Below are 17,695 nucleotides of genomic sequence, written 5' to 3' on the forward strand. Positions count from 1 at the left end.
CGAACGTCCGTTCGCCCTTCTATAGTGGGTGACCCATGCCGCCATCCGATCAGCTCGTCGTCTCCGGAGCCCGGGAGCACAACCTCAAGGACGTCACCCTCGCGATGCCGCGCAACGCGCTCGTGGTGATCACCGGCCTCTCCGGGTCCGGCAAGTCCAGCCTCGCATTCGACACGATCTACGCCGAGGGGCAGCGACGGTACGTCGAGTCGCTGTCGGCGTACGCGCGCCAGTTCCTCGGGCAGATGGACAAGCCCGACGTCGACTCGATCGAGGGCCTGTCGCCGGCGATCTCGATCGACCAGAAGACGACCTCGCGCAACCCGCGCTCGACGGTCGGCACGGTCACGGAGATCTACGACTACCTGCGCCTGCTGTGGGCGCGCGTCGGGCAGCCGCACTGCCCCAGATGCGGCAGAGCGATCGCCGGCCAGTCGGCCGAGCAGATCATCGACCAGGTGATGGCGCTCGAGGACGGCACCCGCTTCATGGTGCTGGCGCCAATCGTGCGCGGCCGCAAGGGCGAGTACGGCAGACAGCTCGAGGAGCTGCGCGCGGAGGGCTTCACGCGCGTGAAGATCGACGGCGAGCTGCGGCGGCTCGACGAGGAGATAAGGCTCGACAAGAAGTACAGACACGACATCTCGGTCGTCGTCGACCGGCTCGTGATGAAGTCGGAGCTGCGCAAGCGGCTCGCCGACTCGATCGAGACGGCGGTCGCGCTCGCCGACGGGATCGTCGAGATCGAGCTGGTCGACGCCGGCGAGGTCCGCACCTTCTCGGAGAAGTTCGCCTGCCTCGAATGCGGCATCTCCTTCCCGGAGCTGGAGCCGCGGCTGTTCTCCTTCAACGCCCCGCACGGCGCCTGCCCGCGCTGCACCGGCCTCGGCTCGCAGATGGAGATCGACCCCGAGCTGGTCGTCCCCGACCCGTCGCTGTCGATCGGCGAGGGCGCGATCGCGCCGTGGTCGGCGAGCGCATCCAACTACTACGAGCAGCTGACGCAGTCGATCTCCGAGCGCTACGGCGTCGACCTCGACACGCCGTGGGAGGAGCTCGGCAGAGAGGCGCAGGAGTTCTTCCTCTACGGCACCAACGGCGAGCGCGTCCACATCCAGTACAGGAACCGCTTCGGCCGCACGCGCTCGTACACGACCAGCTTCGAGGGGATCGTCCCCAACCTCGAGCGCCGCTACCGCGAGACCGACTCCGAGTGGGCGCGGGAGAGAATCGAGGAGTACATGTCGGTCGTGCCGTGCCCGGAGTGCAAGGGCGCGCGGCTGCGGCCGGAGGCGAGGGCGGTCCTCGTCGGCGGCGTCGCGATCCACGAGTACACGAACATGCCGGCCCGCCGCGCGCTGGCGTGGATCCGCGACCTCGAGCTGAGCGACCAGCAGCGGCTGATCGCGCGGCTGATCCTGCGCGAGATCGAGGAGCGGCTCGCCTTCCTCGAGAACGTCGGCGTCGGCTACCTGTCGATGGATCGCGCCGCCTCTACGCTCTCGGGCGGCGAGGCGCAGCGGATCCGGCTCGCGACGCAGATCGGGTCGTCGCTCGTCGGCGTCCTCTACATCCTCGACGAGCCGTCGATCGGCCTCCACCAGCGCGACAACGAGAAGCTGATCACCACGCTGAAGCGGCTGCGCGACCTCGGCAACACCGTGCTCGTCGTCGAGCACGACGAGGGCACGATGCGCGCCGCCGACCACCTGATCGACATGGGCCCCGGCGCCGGCGAGCACGGCGGGCACGTGGTCGCGCAGGGCACCGCGGCCGAGGTCGAGCAGGTTCCGGACTCGGCGACCGGCCAGTTCCTCTCCGGCGCGCGCCGGATCGAGGTGCCGGCGAGACGCCGCAGACCGAGCGGCCACGTCACGATCGAGGGCGCGACGCAGCACAACCTCAAAGACGTGACGGTCAGGTTCCCGCTCGGGACCTTCGCCGCGGTCACCGGCGTCTCGGGCTCGGGCAAGTCGACGCTCGTCAACGAGATCCTCTACAAGGCGGTCGCGAACAGGCTGCACCGCGCCAAGCAGCGGCCCGGCGCGCACAAGCGGATCACCGGGCTCGACCAGCTCGACAAGATCATCGCCGTCGACCAGTCGCCGATCGGCCGCACGCCGCGCTCCAACCCGGCGACGTACATCGGCCTCTTCGACCAGGTGCGCGACCTCTTCTCCAAGACGCCGGAGGCGAGGGCGCGCGGGTACAAGGCCGGCCGCTTCTCCTTCAACGTCAAGGGCGGCCGCTGCGAGGTCTGCAGGGGCGACGGCCAGATCAAGATCGAGATGCACTTCCTGCCGGACGTCTACGTCCCGTGCGAGCAGTGCCACGGCAAGCGCTACAACCGCGAGACGCTCGAGGTCCGCTTCAAGGGCAAGACGATCGCCGACGTGCTGGAGATGCCGATCGAGGAGGCGCTCGAGTTCTTCGAGCACATCCCGAAGATCCGCCGCCGCATCCAGACGCTCCACGACGTCGGGCTCGACTACATGCGCCTCGGCCAGCCGGCGACGACGCTCTCAGGCGGCGAGGCGCAGCGCGTCAAGCTCGCCGCAGAGCTGGCGAAGGTCGCGACCGGCAGAACGCTCTACATCCTCGACGAGCCGACGACCGGCCTCCACTTCGCCGACATCCAGCGGCTGCTGGAGGTGCTGCAGCGGCTCGTCGACCAGGGCAACTCGGTCGTCGTGATCGAGCACAACCTCGACGTGATCAAGACCGCCGACCAGCTGATCGACATGGGCCCGGAGGGCGGCGACGAGGGCGGCAGGCTGCTCGGCGCCGGCACGCCGGAGGAGATCGTCGAGACCCCCGGATCGATCACCGGCGACTTCCTGCGCGACATCCTCGCCCTGCCGAGCGCGGTCTCCGCGGCCAGAAGAACGCCGAGACGCCGGCGCAAGGTCGCGGCGGCGGCATAGCCGCGGCATCGTCAGATCGTCCCGATAGCGTCCAGCCGATGGCAGATCCTGCCGAGCTGATCCGTCAGGCGCGACTGTGGGCGCAGAAGTGGCGCTGGTACCAGCGCAACGAGCACCCGTGGAACCGCGGTCGCATCCACTGGGAGCTGATGCGCCGCGAGGCGTACGCACGCTGGCCGCTGCACGGCAACGTGCTGGAGGCGCTGCGCGAGGGGCGGCTGGAGATCGGCGCCGGCGTCCTGCTCGAGCCGGGCGTGTGGCTGACCGCGCCCGACCAGGCGCGGATCCGGATCGGCGCCGGCTCCTTCCTCAACATGGGCGTGATGGTCGCGGCGATGGAGCTGGTCGAGATCGGCGAGCACTGCATGTTCGCCAACGGCTGCTTCGTCACCGACGGCAACCACCGCTTCGACGATCCCGACAAGCCGGTGCCGTGGCAGGGCTTCACGACGAAGGGCCCGACGCGGATCGGCGACAACGTCTGGTGCGGCGCCAACGTCGTCGTCACCAGCGGCGTGACGATCGGCGAGCGCGCCGTGATCGGCGCCAACTCGGTCGTGACCACCGACATCCCGGCCCACACGATCGCCGCCGGCGCACCCGCGAGAGCGCTCAAGCGGGTCGAGTACCCGGCGGCGCCGTAGACGCGCGCCGGAGCGGGCGGGCCCGCGCTACTTCGACAGCATCGTGCTGACGCCGAATCCGACCGCGCCGACGCAGACGATCAGCATGATCGCGGCCAGCGTGCCGTGGAGCACCATCGAGATCGTCCGCGACTCCTGCCGGGCCTCGCCGGCGCGCACGGCACCCAGGATCAGCAACGAGAAGGCGACGCTGATGCCGACGCCGGCGATCAGGCCGGCCTCGACGACCTCCAGCAGCTGGCCCCAGTCGACGATCTTCGCCGCGACCAGCGGCGCCTGGCCGACGAGCGCGACCGCCGAGACGGCGAGGGCGGCGGCGCTCATGCGTTGCCCTCCGTTGCCGTCGTCGTGATCGCCGCGCCGCGTCTCATCCGCAGGACGAACATGTAGAGCATGAAGACGATGCCGCCCACCGCGACGACGATCGGGCCGGCCGCGCCGTCGCCGAACAGGTGCGTGAAGGCGTAGACGATGCCGCCGACGGCCGCCGAGGCCGGGAGCGTCAGCACCCACGCGACCAGGATGTTGCCGGCGACGCCCCAGCGCACGGCCGACAGCCGCTTCGCGGCGCCCGCGCCCATCACGGCGCCGGAGATCGTGTGCGTCGTCGACAGCGGGTAGCCGAAGTGGGTCGCCGCGAGGATCACCGCCGAGCCCGAGCCCTGGGCGGCGAAGCCCTGCGCCGGGTCCATCTTGATGATGCGGCTGCCCATCGTCTTGATGATCCGCCAGCCGCCCATGTAGGTGCCGAGCGCGATCGCCGCCGCCGCCGAGACGACGACCCACGTCGGGACGCCGGCGTCGGAGCTGAGGTGGCCGCTCGCTATCAGCGCGAGCGTGATGATGCCCATCGTCTTCTGCGCGTCGTTGGTGCCGTGCGCGAGCGCGAGCAGGCCGCCGGAGAAGACCTGGCCGAGCCGGAAGCCGCGGCTGACGGGGCCGGGCGCCAGCTTGCCGATGATCCGGTAGGCGCAGATGATCGCGAGGCCCGCTGCCGCGAAGGCGAGCAGCGGCGCGACGAGCGCCGGGACCAGCACCTTCGAGAGGATGCCGTCGCCGTGGATCGCGCCGGTCCCGACGGCGACCAGCATCGCGCCGACGACGCCGCCGATCAGCGCGTGCGAGCTGCTCGACGGCAACCCGAAGTACCACGTGATCAGGTTCCAGACGATCGCTCCGACCAAGCCGGCGAAGACGATCGTCGTCGTCACCGATCCCTGGTCGACGATGTTGTTGGCGATCGTGCCGGCGACCTCGAGCGAGAGGAAGGCGCCGACGAAGTTCAGTATCGCGGCGAGCGCGACCGCGACGCGCGGGTTGAGCGCCCGGGTCGAGATCGAGGTCGCGACGACGTTCGCCGTGTCGTGGAAGCCGTTCGTGAAGTCGAACGCCAGCGCGGTCGCCACGACGATGACGAGGATGATGTCGTTTTCCATCGGAAGGCGGGGAGGAGAGGAGGGACGCCTGGCCGGGTGCGCGCTAGGAGTTCTTGATGACGATGCCTTCGAGGACGTTCGCGACGTGCTCGGTCGCGTCTATCGCGTCCTCGAGCCGCTCGAACAGGTCCTTCCAGCGGATCACGACCATCGGGTCGATGCCGTTGTCGAACAGCGACGCGATCGCCTCGCGCGAGACGCGGTCGGCCTCGTTCTCGAGCCGGTTGACCTCGACGGTGTAGTGCGAGATGTCCTTGAAGTCGCGCATCCGCGGGATCGCCTCGACGATCTGCCGCGTCGACTGGAAGAGGATGTGCGCCAGCCGCTGCGCCTGCTCCATCGGCGCCTCGATCTTGTACAGGCCGAGGTAGTCGGCGACCTCCTCGGTGTAGTCGACGATGTCGTCGATTCTCGACGCCAGCTCGAGGATGTCCTCGCGGTCGATCGGCGTCACGAAGGTGTGGTTGAGGCGCTGGATGATGTCGTGCGTGATCCGGTCGCCCTCCTGCTCGCAGATGAGGATGTCGCGGGCGAGCGCCTTCGTCTCCGGGAAGTTCCGCAGCATCTGGTCGAGCAGATCGGCGGCGCGCAGTGCGTTGCGGCCTGCCTCCTCGAACAGATCGAAGAACTCTCGATCACGGGGGGAGAAGATCTGTGACAGGCGCGCCATGGCGCGACCCTCCTCTGTGGCGGCAGGAATCGGAGTCAGGGGGTCCGTCGTGCGACGCCCGCTCCGACGCTGATCCCGCTGCGCCGTGTGAACGATTCGTGCACGAGTTGTGAACGGCGCGCGGAAGTGTAGAGGCTGCGGCGGGCGGCGCGGCGCGCGGGGCGGCGGACTCCGCCCCGCGCGCCGGACGACGGCCGATCAACCCAGCTCGCCGCGGAAGCGCTCGAGCTCGCCCGGGTCGATCGAGTAGGTGTGATCGGACTCCGGGTAGCGGCGGCCGCGGACGTCGTCCGCGTAGGCGCGGACGCCGGCGACCATCTCGTCCATCAGGCCGGCGTAGCGCTTGACGAAGCGCGCGCCGACGCCCTCGCGGATGCCGAGCAGGTCGTGGAAGACGAGCACCTGACCGTCGGTCGAGGCGCCGGCGCCGATGCCGATCACCGGGACCTCCATCCGCTCCATCAGCTCGCTCGCGACCGGCGCCGGGATCGCCTCGAAGACGATCGAGAAGCAGCCGGCCTCCTGGAAGGCGAGCGCGTCCCGCGCGACGTCGAGCGCCCGCGCCGCGGTGCGCCCCTGGGCGCGGTAGCCGCCGAGCGCGGTCGCCGTCTGCGGCGTCAGGCCGACGTGGCCCATCACCGGGATCCCGGCCGCGACGATCGCCCGCGCCCGCTCGGCCGCGACGCCCATCGCCTCGATCTTGACCGCGTCGGCGCCGGCCTCCTTGACGAACCGCTGCGCGGTCGCGATCGCCTGCTCGTTCGAGGCCTCGAACGAGCCGAACGGCAGGTCTGCGACGAGCAGCGGCGTCTTCAGCCCACGACGGGTCGCGCGCGCCAGCATCACCATCTCGTCGAGCGACACCTCGACGGTCGACGGGTACCCGAGCACGGTCATCGCGCCCGAGTCGCCGACCAGCACGACGTCGACGCCGGCCTGCTCGGCGACGACCGCCGAGGGATAGTCGTAGGCCGTCACCATCACGATCGGCTCGCCGAGCCGCTTCTTCTCCGCCAGCTGCGGAAGCGATACGGGCAGCCGGTCGATCGCGCCGGCCGCCGCGGGGGCCTTCGGCATGGGGGTGGTGGACATCAGTCCAGGGCTCCTTGTTGTCTGGCGTGGTTGGCGCCCTACGAGAGAAGGGTCGCCACCTCGCTGTCGACGGTGACGATGCGGTTGTCCGCATCGACGTGGACGACTCTGGGGACGTACTGCTCCAGCTCCGTCCGGCTGTACTGGGCGTAAGAGATGACGATGATCGTGTCGCCGTGGTGCACGAGGCGCGCCGCCGCGCCGTTGACCTTGATCTCCCCGGAGCCGCGCTCGCCGGCGATCGTGTAGGTCTCGAAGCGGGCGCCGTTGTCGACGTCGACGACGTGGACCTGCTCGTGCTCGAGGATGTCGGAGGCCTCCAGCAGGTCGGGGTCGATCGTGATCGAGCCGACGTAGTGGAGGTCTGAGTCGGTCACCGTCGCGCGGTGGATCTTCGACTTCAGCATCGTGCGGATCATGCGCGCTCAGGGACTCCGTTCGAGATCGTGACGGGGGTGTTGTCGATCAGGCGGGCGGGGCCGACGCGGGCCGCGACCGCCAGCAGCACGTCGTCCTCGATCCACGCGACAGGCGTCAGCGCGCGCTCCGAGACGACGGCGAAGTACTCGGGCTCGATGCCGTGGTCGGCGAGCACCGCGCGGCCGATCTCGGCGATCCGGTCGGGATCGCGCTCGCCGCCCGCGATCGCCCGCTCGCCGGCGGCGAGCGCCCTGCTGAGGCCGACCGCGCGGGCGCGATCCTCCGGGCCGAGGTAGGCGTTGCGGCTCGACATCGCGAGGCCGTCGGGCTCGCGCACGGTCGGGCAGACCTCGATCCGCACCGGCAGGTCGAGGTCCCGCACCAGCCGGCGGATCACGAGCGCCTGCTGGGCGTCCTTCTGGCCGAAGAAGGCGACCGTCGGCTGGACCATGTTGAGCAGCTTGGCGACGACCGTCGCGACGCCGTCGAAGTGGCCGGGGCGGCGGGCGCCCTCCAGGCCGTCGGTCAGCCCGCGGACGCTGACCGTCGTCGCGAAGCCGTCGGGGTAGACCTCCTCGACGCCCGGCGCGAACAGGACGCCGACCCCGGCGCCCTCGGCGATCGCGGCGTCGCGCGCCTCGTCGCGCGGGTAGGCGGAGAGGTCCTCGGTCGGCGCGAACTGGGTCGGGTTGACGAACAGCGAGACGACGACGAGGTCGCAGGTGCCGGCGGCCCGCTCCATCAGCGAGCGGTGGCCGTCGTGGAAGGCGCCCATCGTCGGGACGAGCCCGATCCGCTGCCCGGCGCGCCGAGCGGGGTCGAGCAGGGCGCGCAGCTCCGCGACCGTGCGCACGATCCGCAGGCTCATCGATCCTCCTCCGTCGTCCCGGCGCCGATCGCGGCGCGCGTGCCGCGTGCCAGCTCGCGCGTCGCGTCGGCGAGCGCGTCGAACAGCTCCAGCAGCTCCGGCGCGCGCTCGGCGACCGCGGCGCGCTGACGCGCGACCGTCTCCTCGTCGCCGCGCACGAGCGGGCCGGTCAGCGCCCGCTCGGGCCCGATCGCGGCCCAGTTCTCCAGCGCCGCGCGCACGAGCGGGACGAGCGCGGCCCGCTCTATCCCGGCCGAGGCGGCCATCTGCTCGGCGGCGGCCTGCAGCGTGACGAGGAAGTTCGACGCGATCGACGCCGCGGCGTGGTAGGCCGCACGGTCCTCGTCGGCGACGGCGACCGGCGTCAGCCCGACGCGGAAGGCGAGCGCGGTCGCGACAGCCCGGGCCCGGTCGGTCGCGCCCGCGACGGCGGCGGCGGCGCCGGCCAGCCGCGAGGCGCCGTCGAGCGGGACGCTCATCAGCGGATGGAGCGAGAAGCCCTCGTGGTCGCCGAGCGGCTCGAGCGTCAGCGCGCCCGAGCAGTGGCCGACGAGACGGCCGGGGCGCGGGGCGATCGCCGCCGCGGCGGCGGCGATCTCGCCGTCGGGGACGCACAGCAGGACGATGTCGGCCTCGCCGCCGTCGGCGCCGCGGCCGAGCGGGCCCTCGACGGCGATGCCGGCGTCGCGCAGCGCAGGCGCGAGCGCGCGGCCGAGGCGGCCGGCGCCGACGATCGCGCAGCGGAGGCGCGTGAGATCAGGGAGATCCGATTCCCGTTCCAGTTCCCACATGGGAGATACCGGTCGAGCAGCAGTGCGGTTGCGACACGGACATCACGTCCGCCCCCGAAGGTGGCGGCTTCGCACCATGGTAGTACAGCCGGCCGGCGACGTGAATACCATCGGGGCGGTGAGCACCGCCGTCGAACGCCGCGAGCGCCTGAAAGAGGTGTACCGCGAGGCGAGCCAGTGCACGAGATGCGCGCTCGCAGAGACCCGCACGACCGTCGTCTTCGGCGCCGGGAACGCCGACGCGGACCTGATGTTCGTCGGCGAGGCGCCTGGCGCCAACGAGGACAGGGGCGGCCTGCCGTTCATCGGCCAGGCCGGCAGACTGCTCGACAGACTGCTGGAGGAGGTCGGGCTGGTCCGCGGCGACGTCTTCATCGCCAACGTGCTCAAATGCCGCCCGCCCGGCAACCGCGACCCGCGGCCGAGCGAGATCGACACCTGCCGCGAATACCTCCACCGCCAGGTCGAGCTGATCGAGCCGAAGGTGATCTGCACGCTCGGCAACTTCTCGACGAAGCTGCTGCGCGAGGACCCGACCGGCATCTCGAGGGTCCACGGCCAGGCGGAGGTGCGGCTGCTCGGCCGCCGCGCGGTCACGATCCTGCCGATCTACCACCCGGCCGCCGCGCTCTACACGCCGCGCATGCTCGACACGCTGCGGGCCGACTTCGCGCTGCTGCCCGACCTGCTCGCCGCGCCGGCGCCGCCGCAGCCCGATCCCGAGATCTTCGAGGAGCCCGAGCCCGAGCCCGACCCGGCGCTGGCGGCGGCCGCGCCGCTCGACGCCGAGCCCGATCCGGCGGCGACCGCGGCCGACGGCGCCGACAGCGCCGCAGCCAAGGATCTCCCGGCGGTGAACGAGCAGCAGCTCGGCCTCTTCTGAGGCCCGCTCCGACTTCTGGGGTGGAGGATGGCGCGTCAGCGCCGTATCGTGCGCGCATGGCGACGATCGGGGCACGGATCGCCGAGCGCGACCGCCGCAGATTCGTGGGACGCGACGCCGAGCTCGCCTTTCTGGAGCGCTGTCTCGACGGCGAGCGCGGCGCCAGCGTCGTGCTCGTCCACGGGCCCGGCGGGATCGGCAAGAGCACGCTGCTGCGCGAGCTGGCGCGGCGGGCCGGGGCACGCGGCCGCCGCGCCCACTTCGTCGAGGGCCGCGAGCTGGCGCCGGTGCCGGCCGCGCTCGACGCGGCGCTCGCGGCTGCCCGCGAGGAGCTGGAGCCGCTGGTCCTGATCGACACCTACGAGCAGATGGGCGGCCTCGACGGCCACGTCCGCAACGCCGTCGTGCCGAGCCTGCCCGAGCGCGCCCTCGTCGTGATCGCCGGCCGCGAGCGGCCCGGACGCGGCTGGCTGGAGGGAGGCTGGGAGCGCGTCGCGGTCCAGCTGCCGCTGAGCGGCCTGTCCGCGGCGGAGGCGCGCGAGCTGCTCGCCGTCCACGGCGTCGCCGACGACGCCCGCACGCGCGAGCTGATCCGCTGGGCGCAGGGCTCGCCGCTGGCGCTGGCGCTCGCCGGCGACGAGGCGCTCGGCGCCGCGGGGGCGGCGGGGGGCGACGAGGTCGAGCGGCCGGAGCTGGTGCAGGCGCTGATCCGCCGGCTCGCCGAGGCCGAGATCGACGGGCCGCATCTCGGCCCGCTCGCGGTCGCCGCGATCGCGCGCGTGACGACGATCGAGCTGCTGCGCGAGGTGCTGCCGGAGACCGACGCCCTCCAGGCCTACATGTGGCTGCGCGAGCGCAGCTTCACGGAGCCGCTGGGGGAGGGGATCGCGCTCCACGAGCTGGTCCGCAAGGCGCTGCGCGCCGACCTGCGCCACCGCGACCGCGAGCGCGAGCGGGCGCTGCGGCGGCGGATCGCCGACCACCTCTACGCCCGCGCTCGCGCCGGCCAGCAGCTGCTGTCGATCGACCTCGCCCATCTCGTCCGCAACGAGGCGATCCGCTGGGGCTTCTCGTGGGAGGGCGCCGGCGAGCACCGGCTCGACGAGGTCCGCCCCGGCGACGCGGAGGAGATCCGCCGCCTGCTGGCCCGCTGGCGCGTGCCGGAGCGGTGGGCGCCGGCGGCGCCGTACTTCGAGCAGGCGCCGGAGCGGATCGCCGTCGTGCGCGACCTCGACGACCGCATCCGCGGCTTCGAGCTGTCGGTCACGCCGCAGAACGCGCCGCCGCTGGCCTACGCCGACCCGGTCCTCGGCCGCTGGCTCGCCCACGCCCGCGAGCACGGCGGCGGCGGCGCGGTGCTGTGGCAGGTCGCGATCGACTTCACCGGCGACCCGCGCGCCCGCGTCCAGGCGATGCTCGGGATGTCGGGGATCATCCGCTCGGGGCTGGCGAACCCGCGCTGGGCCTACCTGCCGATCGACCCGCGCCTCGAGCGCGCCGTCGCGTTCGCGCAGGCGGCCGGCGCCCGTCGCCTGCCGCAGCTCGACTGCGAGCTCGACGGCCACCCGACCCACTGCTACCTGCTCGACTACGGGCCCGACGGGCTGCTCGGCGCGCAGCGGGCGCTGATCTACCGGGAGCTGGGGCTGGCGCCGGCCGACCCGCCGGCAGACGGCGCGGCCGGGTCTCCGTCGCCGGGACGCTCGCCGGAGCCGCCCGGGGCGCCGGGGGTGAGCGCGCCCGCCGCGAGGGCGGCGGGGACGACGGGGCCCGCCGCGGGCGCGGCGGCCGTCTCGGGCGCGGCGTCCGCCGCCGGGGCGGCGGCCGTCTCGCTCGACGACGTGCGCGAGGCGCTGCGCAACCTGGGCGTGCCGCACAAGCTCGCCGACAGCCCGCTGGCGCGCGGCGAGACGCTCGAGCAGCGGGCGGCGTCGGTCCGCGCGCTGCTGACGGAGACCGCCGCCAGGGCCTTCGGCGACACGCCCAACGAGCAGCTGCTGCGCCGCGTGCTCGAGCGCGGCTACCTCGACCCGGCGTCGAGCCACGAGCAGGCCGCCGACGAGCTGGCGCTCAGCCGCGCGGCGTACTTCCGTCGACTGCGGACCGCGGCCGAGCGCCTCGTCGAGGTGCTGGCGCGTCCGCCCGGGGGCCGCTGAGCGCCGGTCTTCGGAGCCGCGGGGCGGACCGGCGAAGGCGACGGGCCGCGGCGGCCGCGGTCGGAGCCCGCGCGTGCGGCGGCGAAGCGGGCGCGAGCGGCGAAGCGGGCGCGCAGGCGCTCGCCCCGGGTCGGCGGGGCGCGGTGGCGACGGGCTTCGGCGGGGTCGGGCGGGGCGGCGGGAACGAGACCGAGTTGGGCGATTTCTCCGCACGTTGCAGGAAATCGCCGGCCGGTTCCGACGGCGCCGGCGTTATGGTTCCGCGCCCCGATGCCTCGCACTGCTCAGTTCACCGCCGTCACGCTCGCCGCCGCGCTGGCGCTGCCCGCGCCGGCGCTCGCCGACGACGCTCCCCCGCCGCTCGCGGACACCGCTCCCGCCGAGCTGCTCGCCGACACCTCGCCCGTCGCGCTCGCCGACACCGCTTCCGCCGAGCTGCTCGCCGACACCTCGCCCGTCGCGCTGACCGACACCGCCTCCGTCGCGCTGCTCGCCGACGCCTCGCCGGTCGCGCTCGCCGACACCACGCCGGGCGCGCTCGCCGACACCACGCCGGGCGCGCTGCTCGCCGACTCCGCGCCGCTGACCGACGCGCCGGTCCCGCGCGACGCGCCGCAGGCGACCGCGACGCCGCTGGCGGCGGACGACCACGAGATCCTCGCCGACGCCGGCGACCCGGAGCGGCTGCTGGCCCAGGCGCCTCCCGCGACCGACACCCCGCCGGCCGCCAGGCTCCCGCACACCGGCACGGAGCTGCTGGTGACGCTGCTCGCCGGCGGCGGGCTGCTGCTGACCGGCGCTGGCCTGCGCATCGGGATCGGGCGGCCCGACGGGATCGCCTCGCTGCCGACGGCCGACGGGCCGCGGTGAGCCCCCGGCGCCCCTCGCTGCCCGCAGGAGCGCACCGGACCGCCGGTCCGGAGGAGACGGAGGCGCTGGCGGCGCGTGTCGCCGCCGCGCTGGAGCCGGGCGACGTCGTCCTGCTCTCCGGCGACCTCGGCGCCGGCAAGACGACCTTCGTGCGCGGCGCCGCCCGCGCGCTCGGCGTCGAGGGGGCGGTCACCAGCCCGACCTTCACGATCGGCCAGCGCTATCACGGGCGCGTCGGCGTCTCGCACCTCGACCTGTACCGCCTCGGCGACCTCGCCGACGAGGACCCGGCACTGCTCGCCGACTACCTGACGCCGGAGCGGATCGCGTTCGTCGAGTGGCCGCGGGCAGCCGAGCCGGCGCTCGCCGACGCCGGCGTCACGGTCGCGGCGCGGGTGCGCCTGGAGCACGCCGGCGGCGACGCCCGCGTCATCACCGTCGAGCCCGTCTGACCGCCTGCCGCCCGCCGCGCCGCTCGGCTTCGCGATCGCCGTGCCCGCGGAGCCGCGCCTCGCGCCGCTCGGCTCCGTGCCGCCGCCGCTCGCCCTTCCTGCTGCCCCGCTCGCGACCACGCCCGCGCCGCTCGCCCGGTTCGCCGCGGCGTCCACCTCTCGCACCGCCGCGCCGCTCGGCTTCCCGGCCCCGCCGCTCGCCTCTCGCGCCGCCCCGCCGCTCGCCCTTCCGGCCGCGCCGCTCGGCTCTCGCGCCGCCCCGCCGCTCGCCGCAGGCGCGGCCGCTGCGGGCGCCGAAGGCGACGACGAAGGTCGCGGTCGGGACGGTGCGGCCGCGCAGGCGCGGATGGCGGACGGGCGCGCCGCGCACGACGGCGACGCCGACGTCGCGGAAGGCGGCGGCGAGGACGTTGGCGCGGTGTGGCGGACTGCGCAGCCAGCCGCGGACCGCCGCCCGCGCCGTCGCGCGCTGCCCCGCGCCCCACGCGAGGTTCTCGCCGATCCGCCAGCTGCCGCGGCGCGGGACGTAGCCGGCCGCCTGCGCCCGCTGGGCCGGCGTGCGGCCGCGCCACGAGGAGTGCGCGAAGTAGCGCCGGTGGACCATGTCGCGCGCGTGGCGCTCGGCGGCGCGGTCGAGGCAGCGGTCGTAGCGCAGCGGCCGCAGGCGCGCGGCCGCCCGGCGCGCGTTGAGCAGGCAGCGAACCGTTCGCTCGACACGCGCGGTGCCGCGCAGCGCGCGGATCCCGGCTGGGCTGCAGCGGCGTGCGTCGCTGCCCGCCCGGGCCTCCGTCGCGCGGGTCGGCGGCGCATGACATCGGCGTGCGGCGTCCGGGCCGCAGCGCCGCAGGTCACCTGCCGCGTCGGCGCGCGTCGCGGCAGCGGCCTGCCAGGCGAGCGCGCCGAGGACGGCGAGCGCTGCGAGCACGACGCGGGCCCGACCTCGACGTTCCCTCGTCCACGACATCGGTCGGCGCCGACCCTATGCGAGCCGGCGGTCAGACTTCGCGGACGAAACGCGAAGAAAAGGCGGATATCCCGCAAAGTGGGGAAAGAAGCGGGCGTGTCGGCGTTCGCTGCGCATCATCGCGCCCGGTGCGCGACGATTTCGACGCGATGACGATCCTCGCCTTCGACACCGCGACCCCGGCGACGTCGGTCGCGCTGGCGCTCGACGACGGCCGACTCCTCAGCCGCCGCCACGACCCGGCCCCGGGCGAGCGTCCCGGCCACCAGGAGCTGCTGCTCGGCTTCGTCGTCGCGCTGCTGGAGGAGGCCGGGGTCGAGCTGCCGGCGGTCGACCGGATCGCCGTCGGCGTCGGGCCCGGGACCTTCACCGGCCTGCGGATCGGCGTCGCGACCGCGCGCGGCCTGGCGCACGCCCACGACCTGCCGCTCGTCGCCGTCTCGACGCTTCACGCGCTCGCCGCGCAGGCCGCCGCCCCGCCCGCCGCCGCCGACCAGGCCGCCGGCGAGCACCCCGCCGCGACCGCTGACCAGGCCGCCGCCCCGCCCGCCGCCGGAGAGCCCGCCGCGACCGGCGACCAGGCCGCCGCCGGGCAGGCGCCCGCGGACGGCGAGGCCCCGCCGGCGCTGCTCGCCGTCCTCGACGCCCGCCGCGGCGAGGCGTTCGCCGCCGCCTGGCCGCACGCCGCCGCCGCCGACCCGCGCGCCGCGCCGCTGCTGGCGCCGGCCGCACTCTCGCCGGAGGCGCTCGCCGCCGCCGTCGCCGAGCTGCCGGCCGCGTCGCTGGCGGTCGGGGACGGGGCGCTAAGGTTTCGGGAGCAGCTTCAGGCGGCCGGGGCGGTCGTCCCGGCGGACGGGTCGTCGCTGCACCGGGTCGACGCGGTCGCGCACTGCCGGCTCGGCGCCGCGCTCGAGCCGCTCGCCCGTGACGAGGTGGTCCCGACCTATCTGCGACTGCCCGACGCCGAGCTGGCGCTCCGCCGACGCGGCGAGCGGGAATGAGCACCCAGACCGTGACCGCAACGTCGACCCCGCTGAAGATCCGCCGCCTCACCTACGCAGACCTCCCGCAGGTGATCGCGCTGGAGCGGCGCGCCTTCCCGACACCGTGGTCGCTGGCGATGTTCGTGCTGGAGCTGTCGAAGTCGTCGGGCGTCTGCCTCGCGGCGCTGCGCGACGGCGAGCTCGTCGGCCACATGATCTGCTCCCGCTACGACACCGTCTGGCACCTGATGAACATCGCCGTCGACCCGGTCCAGCGCCGCCAGGGCGTCGCGACGGCGCTGCTGAACGAGCTGATCGAGCGGATCGGCGGCGCCGACGGCTCGGCGCAGATCACGCTCGAGGTGCGCCCCTCCAACAAGGGCGCGATCGCCCTCTACGAGCGCTTCGGCTTCCGCTCGGCCGGCCGGCGGCGCCGCTACTACCAGGACAACGGCGAGGACGCGCTCGTGATGTGGCGCACGCCCGCGACGCTCGCCGGCCGGCTCGACGACATCCCGAACGTCGCGTTGTGAGCGAGCGCCCGAACCGAGACGGCGGCGGGCTGCTGCTCGCCATCGAGACCAGCTGCGACGACACCTGCGCGGCGGTCGTCGCGCGGGACGGCGAGATCCGCTCGAACGTGATCTCCTCCCAGGGCGTCCACGACCGCTACGGCGGCGTCGTCCCCGAGGTCGCCTCGCGCCACCACCTCGAGCTGATCGAGACGGTCGTCGAGGACGCGCTGGCGCAGGCCGGCACGACGCTCCCGCAGCTCGACGGGATCGCCGTCACGCAGGGGCCGGGCCTCGTCGGCGCCCTGCTCGTCGGCGTCGCGACCGCCAAGGCGCTGGCGGCCGCGCACCGGCTCCCGCTGGTTCCCGTCGACCACCTCCACGGGCACGTCGCCGCCTCCTTCGTGCAGCCCGACCCGATCGAGCCGCCGTTCCTGATCCTGATCGCCAGCGGCGGCCACACGCTGCTCGCGCACGTCAAGGACCACGGCGCCAGGTGGGGGAGGGACGGCTCGATCGAGGTGCTCGGCTCGACCCGCGACGACGCCGCCGGCGAGGCGTTCGACAAGGGCGCGCGCCTGCTCGGCCTCGGCTATCCCGGCGGCCCGGCGCTCCAGCGGCTCGCCGCCGAGGGCGACCCGGAGGCGTTCGCCTTCCCCGTCGCGGCGCAGGTGCCCGGGCTCGACTTCTCCTTCTCGGGGCTGAAGACCGCGCTGCTCTACAAGACGCGCGAGCTGGGCGAGGAGGAGACGGAGCGCCGCCGGGCCGACCTCGCCGCCTCCTACCAGCGCGCGATCGTCGAGACGCTCGCGCGGCGGGTCGAGCGGGCGCGCGCGGAGACCGGCATCGAGCGGCTGGCGATCGGCGGCGGCGTCGCCGCCAACGGGCCGCTGCGCGAGCGGCTGCGCCGGCTCGCGCCCGACCTGCACGTGCCGCCGCGCGAGCTGTGCACCGACAACGCGGCGATGATCGCCTCGGCCGCCCGCTTCGCGCAGCCGGTCGCCTTCCCCGGTTATCTGTCGCTCGACGCCTACTCCTCCGGCGAGCGGGGCCTGTGAGCCGCACCGTCGTCCTCTACGGCCGCCCTGGCTGCCACCTCTGCGACGATGCGCGCGAGACGCTCGAGCGGCTGCGGGCCGAGCTGGCGTTCGCGCTGGAGGAGCGCGACATCGAGCAGGACGACGAGCTCCACCGGCGATACCTGGAGCGGATCCCGGTCGTCGCGCTCGACGGCGAGGAGCTGTTCGACTGGTTCGTCGACGAGGACGAGCTGCGGCGGCGGCTGGCCGCGTGACGGGCAGAGGACGGCTCCGGCGACCGCGCCGGTACAGTGAGGTGCGATGAGCTCCATGATCGAGAACGACGCCGAGACCCCGTTCGGGAAGGTCGGGGACAAGCTGACGCTCGGCGTCGCGGCTCGCCTGTCGCGCTACCTGCAGGTGCTGACGCAGGCGAAGAAGATGGGCAAGGAGACGATCTCCTCCCAGGAGCTCTCCGACTACACGCACGTCAACTCGACGCAGATCCGGCGCGACCTCTCCGGCTTCGGCAAGTTCGGCAAGCGCGGCGTCGGCTACAACGTCGACTCGCTCGTCTCGCAGATCCGCAAGATCCTGCGCACGTCGGGCCAGCACAACATCGCGCTGTTCGGCGCCGGCCACCTCGGCCGCGCGATCGCCAGCTCCGACATCTTCGCCGACCACGGCTTCCGCGTCGTCGCGATCTTCGACAACGACCCGGGGAAGATCGGCGAGCTGGTCGGCACCCACCGCGTCCGTCCGGCCGGCGACCTGCGCGCGGTCGTCGACGAGGAGGACATCGTCGTCGCCGTCCTCGCCGTCCCGACCGCCGCCGCGCAGATGCTCGCCGACGACCTCGTCTCCGCCGGCGTCAAGATCATCTTCAACTACTCCGAGGCGCTGCTGCAGGTCCCGCCGGAGGTGACCGTGCACACCTCGAGCCCCGCGGTCGACCTGCTCTACGCGCTCTACTTCTACCTCACCTGAGGCCGCGCGCCGCAGGCCTCCGAC

General features: G+C 73.8%; 19 protein-coding genes. 11 read left to right on the forward strand and 8 right to left on the reverse strand.

What is annotated here, in order from left to right; translation table 11 throughout:
- The first annotated feature begins 35 nt into the window (after positions 1-35).
- Both uvrA and BDZ31_RS17885 read left to right on the forward strand, forming a co-directional pair.
- Positions 36-2,924: an excinuclease ABC subunit UvrA gene (gene uvrA, locus BDZ31_RS17880; RefSeq protein ID WP_183343717.1), complete on the forward strand. Its 2,889-nt coding sequence runs from the start codon at positions 36-38 to the stop codon at positions 2,922-2,924.
- A gap of 38 nt (positions 2,925-2,962) precedes the next feature.
- Entirely contained in the window at positions 2,963-3,568 is a 606-nt protein-coding gene (locus BDZ31_RS17885) for an acyltransferase (RefSeq protein ID WP_183343718.1), read from the forward strand.
- Positions 3,569-3,595: 27 nt separating this feature from the next.
- Here the strand turns inward: BDZ31_RS17885 and BDZ31_RS17890 are convergent, their stop codons facing one another.
- The 7 genes from BDZ31_RS17890 to BDZ31_RS17920 form a co-directional block, all read right to left on the reverse strand.
- A complete protein-coding gene (locus tag BDZ31_RS17890; protein WP_183343719.1) occupies positions 3,596-3,892 on the reverse strand; it encodes a hypothetical protein in 297 nt (98 codons plus the stop codon).
- On the reverse strand, positions 3,889-5,004 hold the full coding sequence (locus BDZ31_RS17895; RefSeq protein ID WP_183343720.1) for an inorganic phosphate transporter: 1,116 nt from the start codon (positions 5,002-5,004) through the stop codon (positions 3,889-3,891). Before BDZ31_RS17895 ends, BDZ31_RS17890 begins: the two co-directional genes overlap by 4 nt.
- A gap of 43 nt (positions 5,005-5,047) precedes the next feature.
- Complete coding sequence (locus BDZ31_RS17900; protein ID WP_183343721.1) at positions 5,048-5,674, reverse strand: DUF47 domain-containing protein; 627 nt, start codon at positions 5,672-5,674, stop codon at positions 5,048-5,050.
- Between the two features lie 198 nt (positions 5,675-5,872).
- On the reverse strand, positions 5,873-6,766 hold the full coding sequence (gene panB / locus BDZ31_RS17905; RefSeq protein ID WP_183343722.1) for a 3-methyl-2-oxobutanoate hydroxymethyltransferase: 894 nt from the start codon (positions 6,764-6,766) through the stop codon (positions 5,873-5,875).
- A 38-nt stretch (positions 6,767-6,804) separates the two neighbouring features.
- On the reverse strand, positions 6,805-7,185 hold the full coding sequence (gene panD, locus BDZ31_RS17910; protein ID WP_183343723.1) for an aspartate 1-decarboxylase: 381 nt from the start codon (positions 7,183-7,185) through the stop codon (positions 6,805-6,807).
- Positions 7,182-8,054 (reverse strand): pantoate--beta-alanine ligase, encoded by an 873-nt coding sequence (panC, locus tag BDZ31_RS17915; protein ID WP_221243145.1) that lies wholly within the window; start codon positions 8,052-8,054, stop codon positions 7,182-7,184. Before panC ends, panD begins: the two co-directional genes overlap by 4 nt.
- The gene (locus BDZ31_RS17920; protein ID WP_183343724.1) at positions 8,051-8,845 is read right to left on the reverse strand and encodes a DUF2520 domain-containing protein; all 795 of its coding nucleotides are present in this window, start codon (positions 8,843-8,845) and stop codon (positions 8,051-8,053) included. Before BDZ31_RS17920 ends, panC begins: the two co-directional genes overlap by 4 nt.
- Before the next feature lie 118 nt (positions 8,846-8,963).
- On the opposite strand from BDZ31_RS17920, the gene BDZ31_RS17925 reads away from it, so the two are divergent.
- The 4 genes from BDZ31_RS17925 (at position 8,964) to tsaE (ending at position 13,206) form a co-directional block, all read left to right on the forward strand.
- On the forward strand, positions 8,964-9,728 hold the full coding sequence (locus tag BDZ31_RS17925) for a uracil-DNA glycosylase family protein (RefSeq protein ID WP_221243146.1): 765 nt from the start codon (positions 8,964-8,966) through the stop codon (positions 9,726-9,728).
- A gap of 56 nt (positions 9,729-9,784) precedes the next feature.
- The gene (locus tag BDZ31_RS17930; RefSeq protein ID WP_183343726.1) at positions 9,785-11,884 is read left to right on the forward strand and encodes an AAA family ATPase; all 2,100 of its coding nucleotides are present in this window, start codon (positions 9,785-9,787) and stop codon (positions 11,882-11,884) included.
- Between the two features lie 270 nt (positions 11,885-12,154).
- A complete protein-coding gene (locus BDZ31_RS17935; RefSeq protein WP_183343727.1) occupies positions 12,155-12,754 on the forward strand; it encodes a hypothetical protein in 600 nt (199 codons plus the stop codon).
- A complete protein-coding gene (gene tsaE / locus BDZ31_RS17940; RefSeq protein ID WP_183343728.1) occupies positions 12,751-13,206 on the forward strand; it encodes a tRNA (adenosine(37)-N6)-threonylcarbamoyltransferase complex ATPase subunit type 1 TsaE in 456 nt (151 codons plus the stop codon). The genes BDZ31_RS17935 and tsaE overlap by 4 nt, the downstream gene beginning before the upstream one ends.
- Here tsaE and BDZ31_RS17945 read toward each other — a convergent pair.
- Complete coding sequence (locus BDZ31_RS17945; RefSeq protein WP_183343729.1) at positions 13,187-14,131, reverse strand: CAP domain-containing protein; 945 nt, start codon at positions 14,129-14,131, stop codon at positions 13,187-13,189. The two genes, tsaE and BDZ31_RS17945, sit on opposite strands and share 20 nt — an antisense overlap.
- Before the next feature lie 167 nt (positions 14,132-14,298).
- Here BDZ31_RS17945 and tsaB point away from each other — a divergent pair, with 167 nt between their 5' ends.
- From tsaB to BDZ31_RS17970, 5 genes are read left to right on the forward strand one after another with little or no spacing between them, the layout of a single operon-like run.
- Positions 14,299-15,171: a tRNA (adenosine(37)-N6)-threonylcarbamoyltransferase complex dimerization subunit type 1 TsaB gene (gene tsaB / locus BDZ31_RS17950; protein WP_183343730.1), complete on the forward strand. Its 873-nt coding sequence runs from the start codon at positions 14,299-14,301 to the stop codon at positions 15,169-15,171.
- Positions 15,168-15,686 (forward strand): ribosomal protein S18-alanine N-acetyltransferase, encoded by a 519-nt coding sequence (gene rimI / locus BDZ31_RS17955; RefSeq protein ID WP_183343731.1) that lies wholly within the window; start codon positions 15,168-15,170, stop codon positions 15,684-15,686. Before tsaB ends, rimI begins: the two co-directional genes overlap by 4 nt.
- On the forward strand, positions 15,683-16,723 hold the full coding sequence (gene tsaD, locus BDZ31_RS17960; protein WP_343075623.1) for a tRNA (adenosine(37)-N6)-threonylcarbamoyltransferase complex transferase subunit TsaD: 1,041 nt from the start codon (positions 15,683-15,685) through the stop codon (positions 16,721-16,723). Before rimI ends, tsaD begins: the two co-directional genes overlap by 4 nt.
- Positions 16,720-16,959 (forward strand): glutaredoxin family protein, encoded by a 240-nt coding sequence (locus BDZ31_RS17965; protein WP_183343732.1) that lies wholly within the window; start codon positions 16,720-16,722, stop codon positions 16,957-16,959. Before tsaD ends, BDZ31_RS17965 begins: the two co-directional genes overlap by 4 nt.
- Positions 16,960-17,005: 46 nt before the next feature.
- Positions 17,006-17,671 carry a redox-sensing transcriptional repressor Rex gene (locus BDZ31_RS17970; protein WP_183343733.1) on the forward strand — a complete coding sequence of 222 codons (666 nt, stop codon included), beginning with the start codon at positions 17,006-17,008 and terminating at the stop codon, positions 17,669-17,671.
- Positions 17,672-17,695: the final 24 nt, after the last annotated feature.

The sequence above is a fragment of the Conexibacter arvalis genome (assembly GCF_014199525.1).
Lineage (GTDB): Bacteria > Actinomycetota > Thermoleophilia > Solirubrobacterales > Solirubrobacteraceae > Conexibacter > Conexibacter arvalis.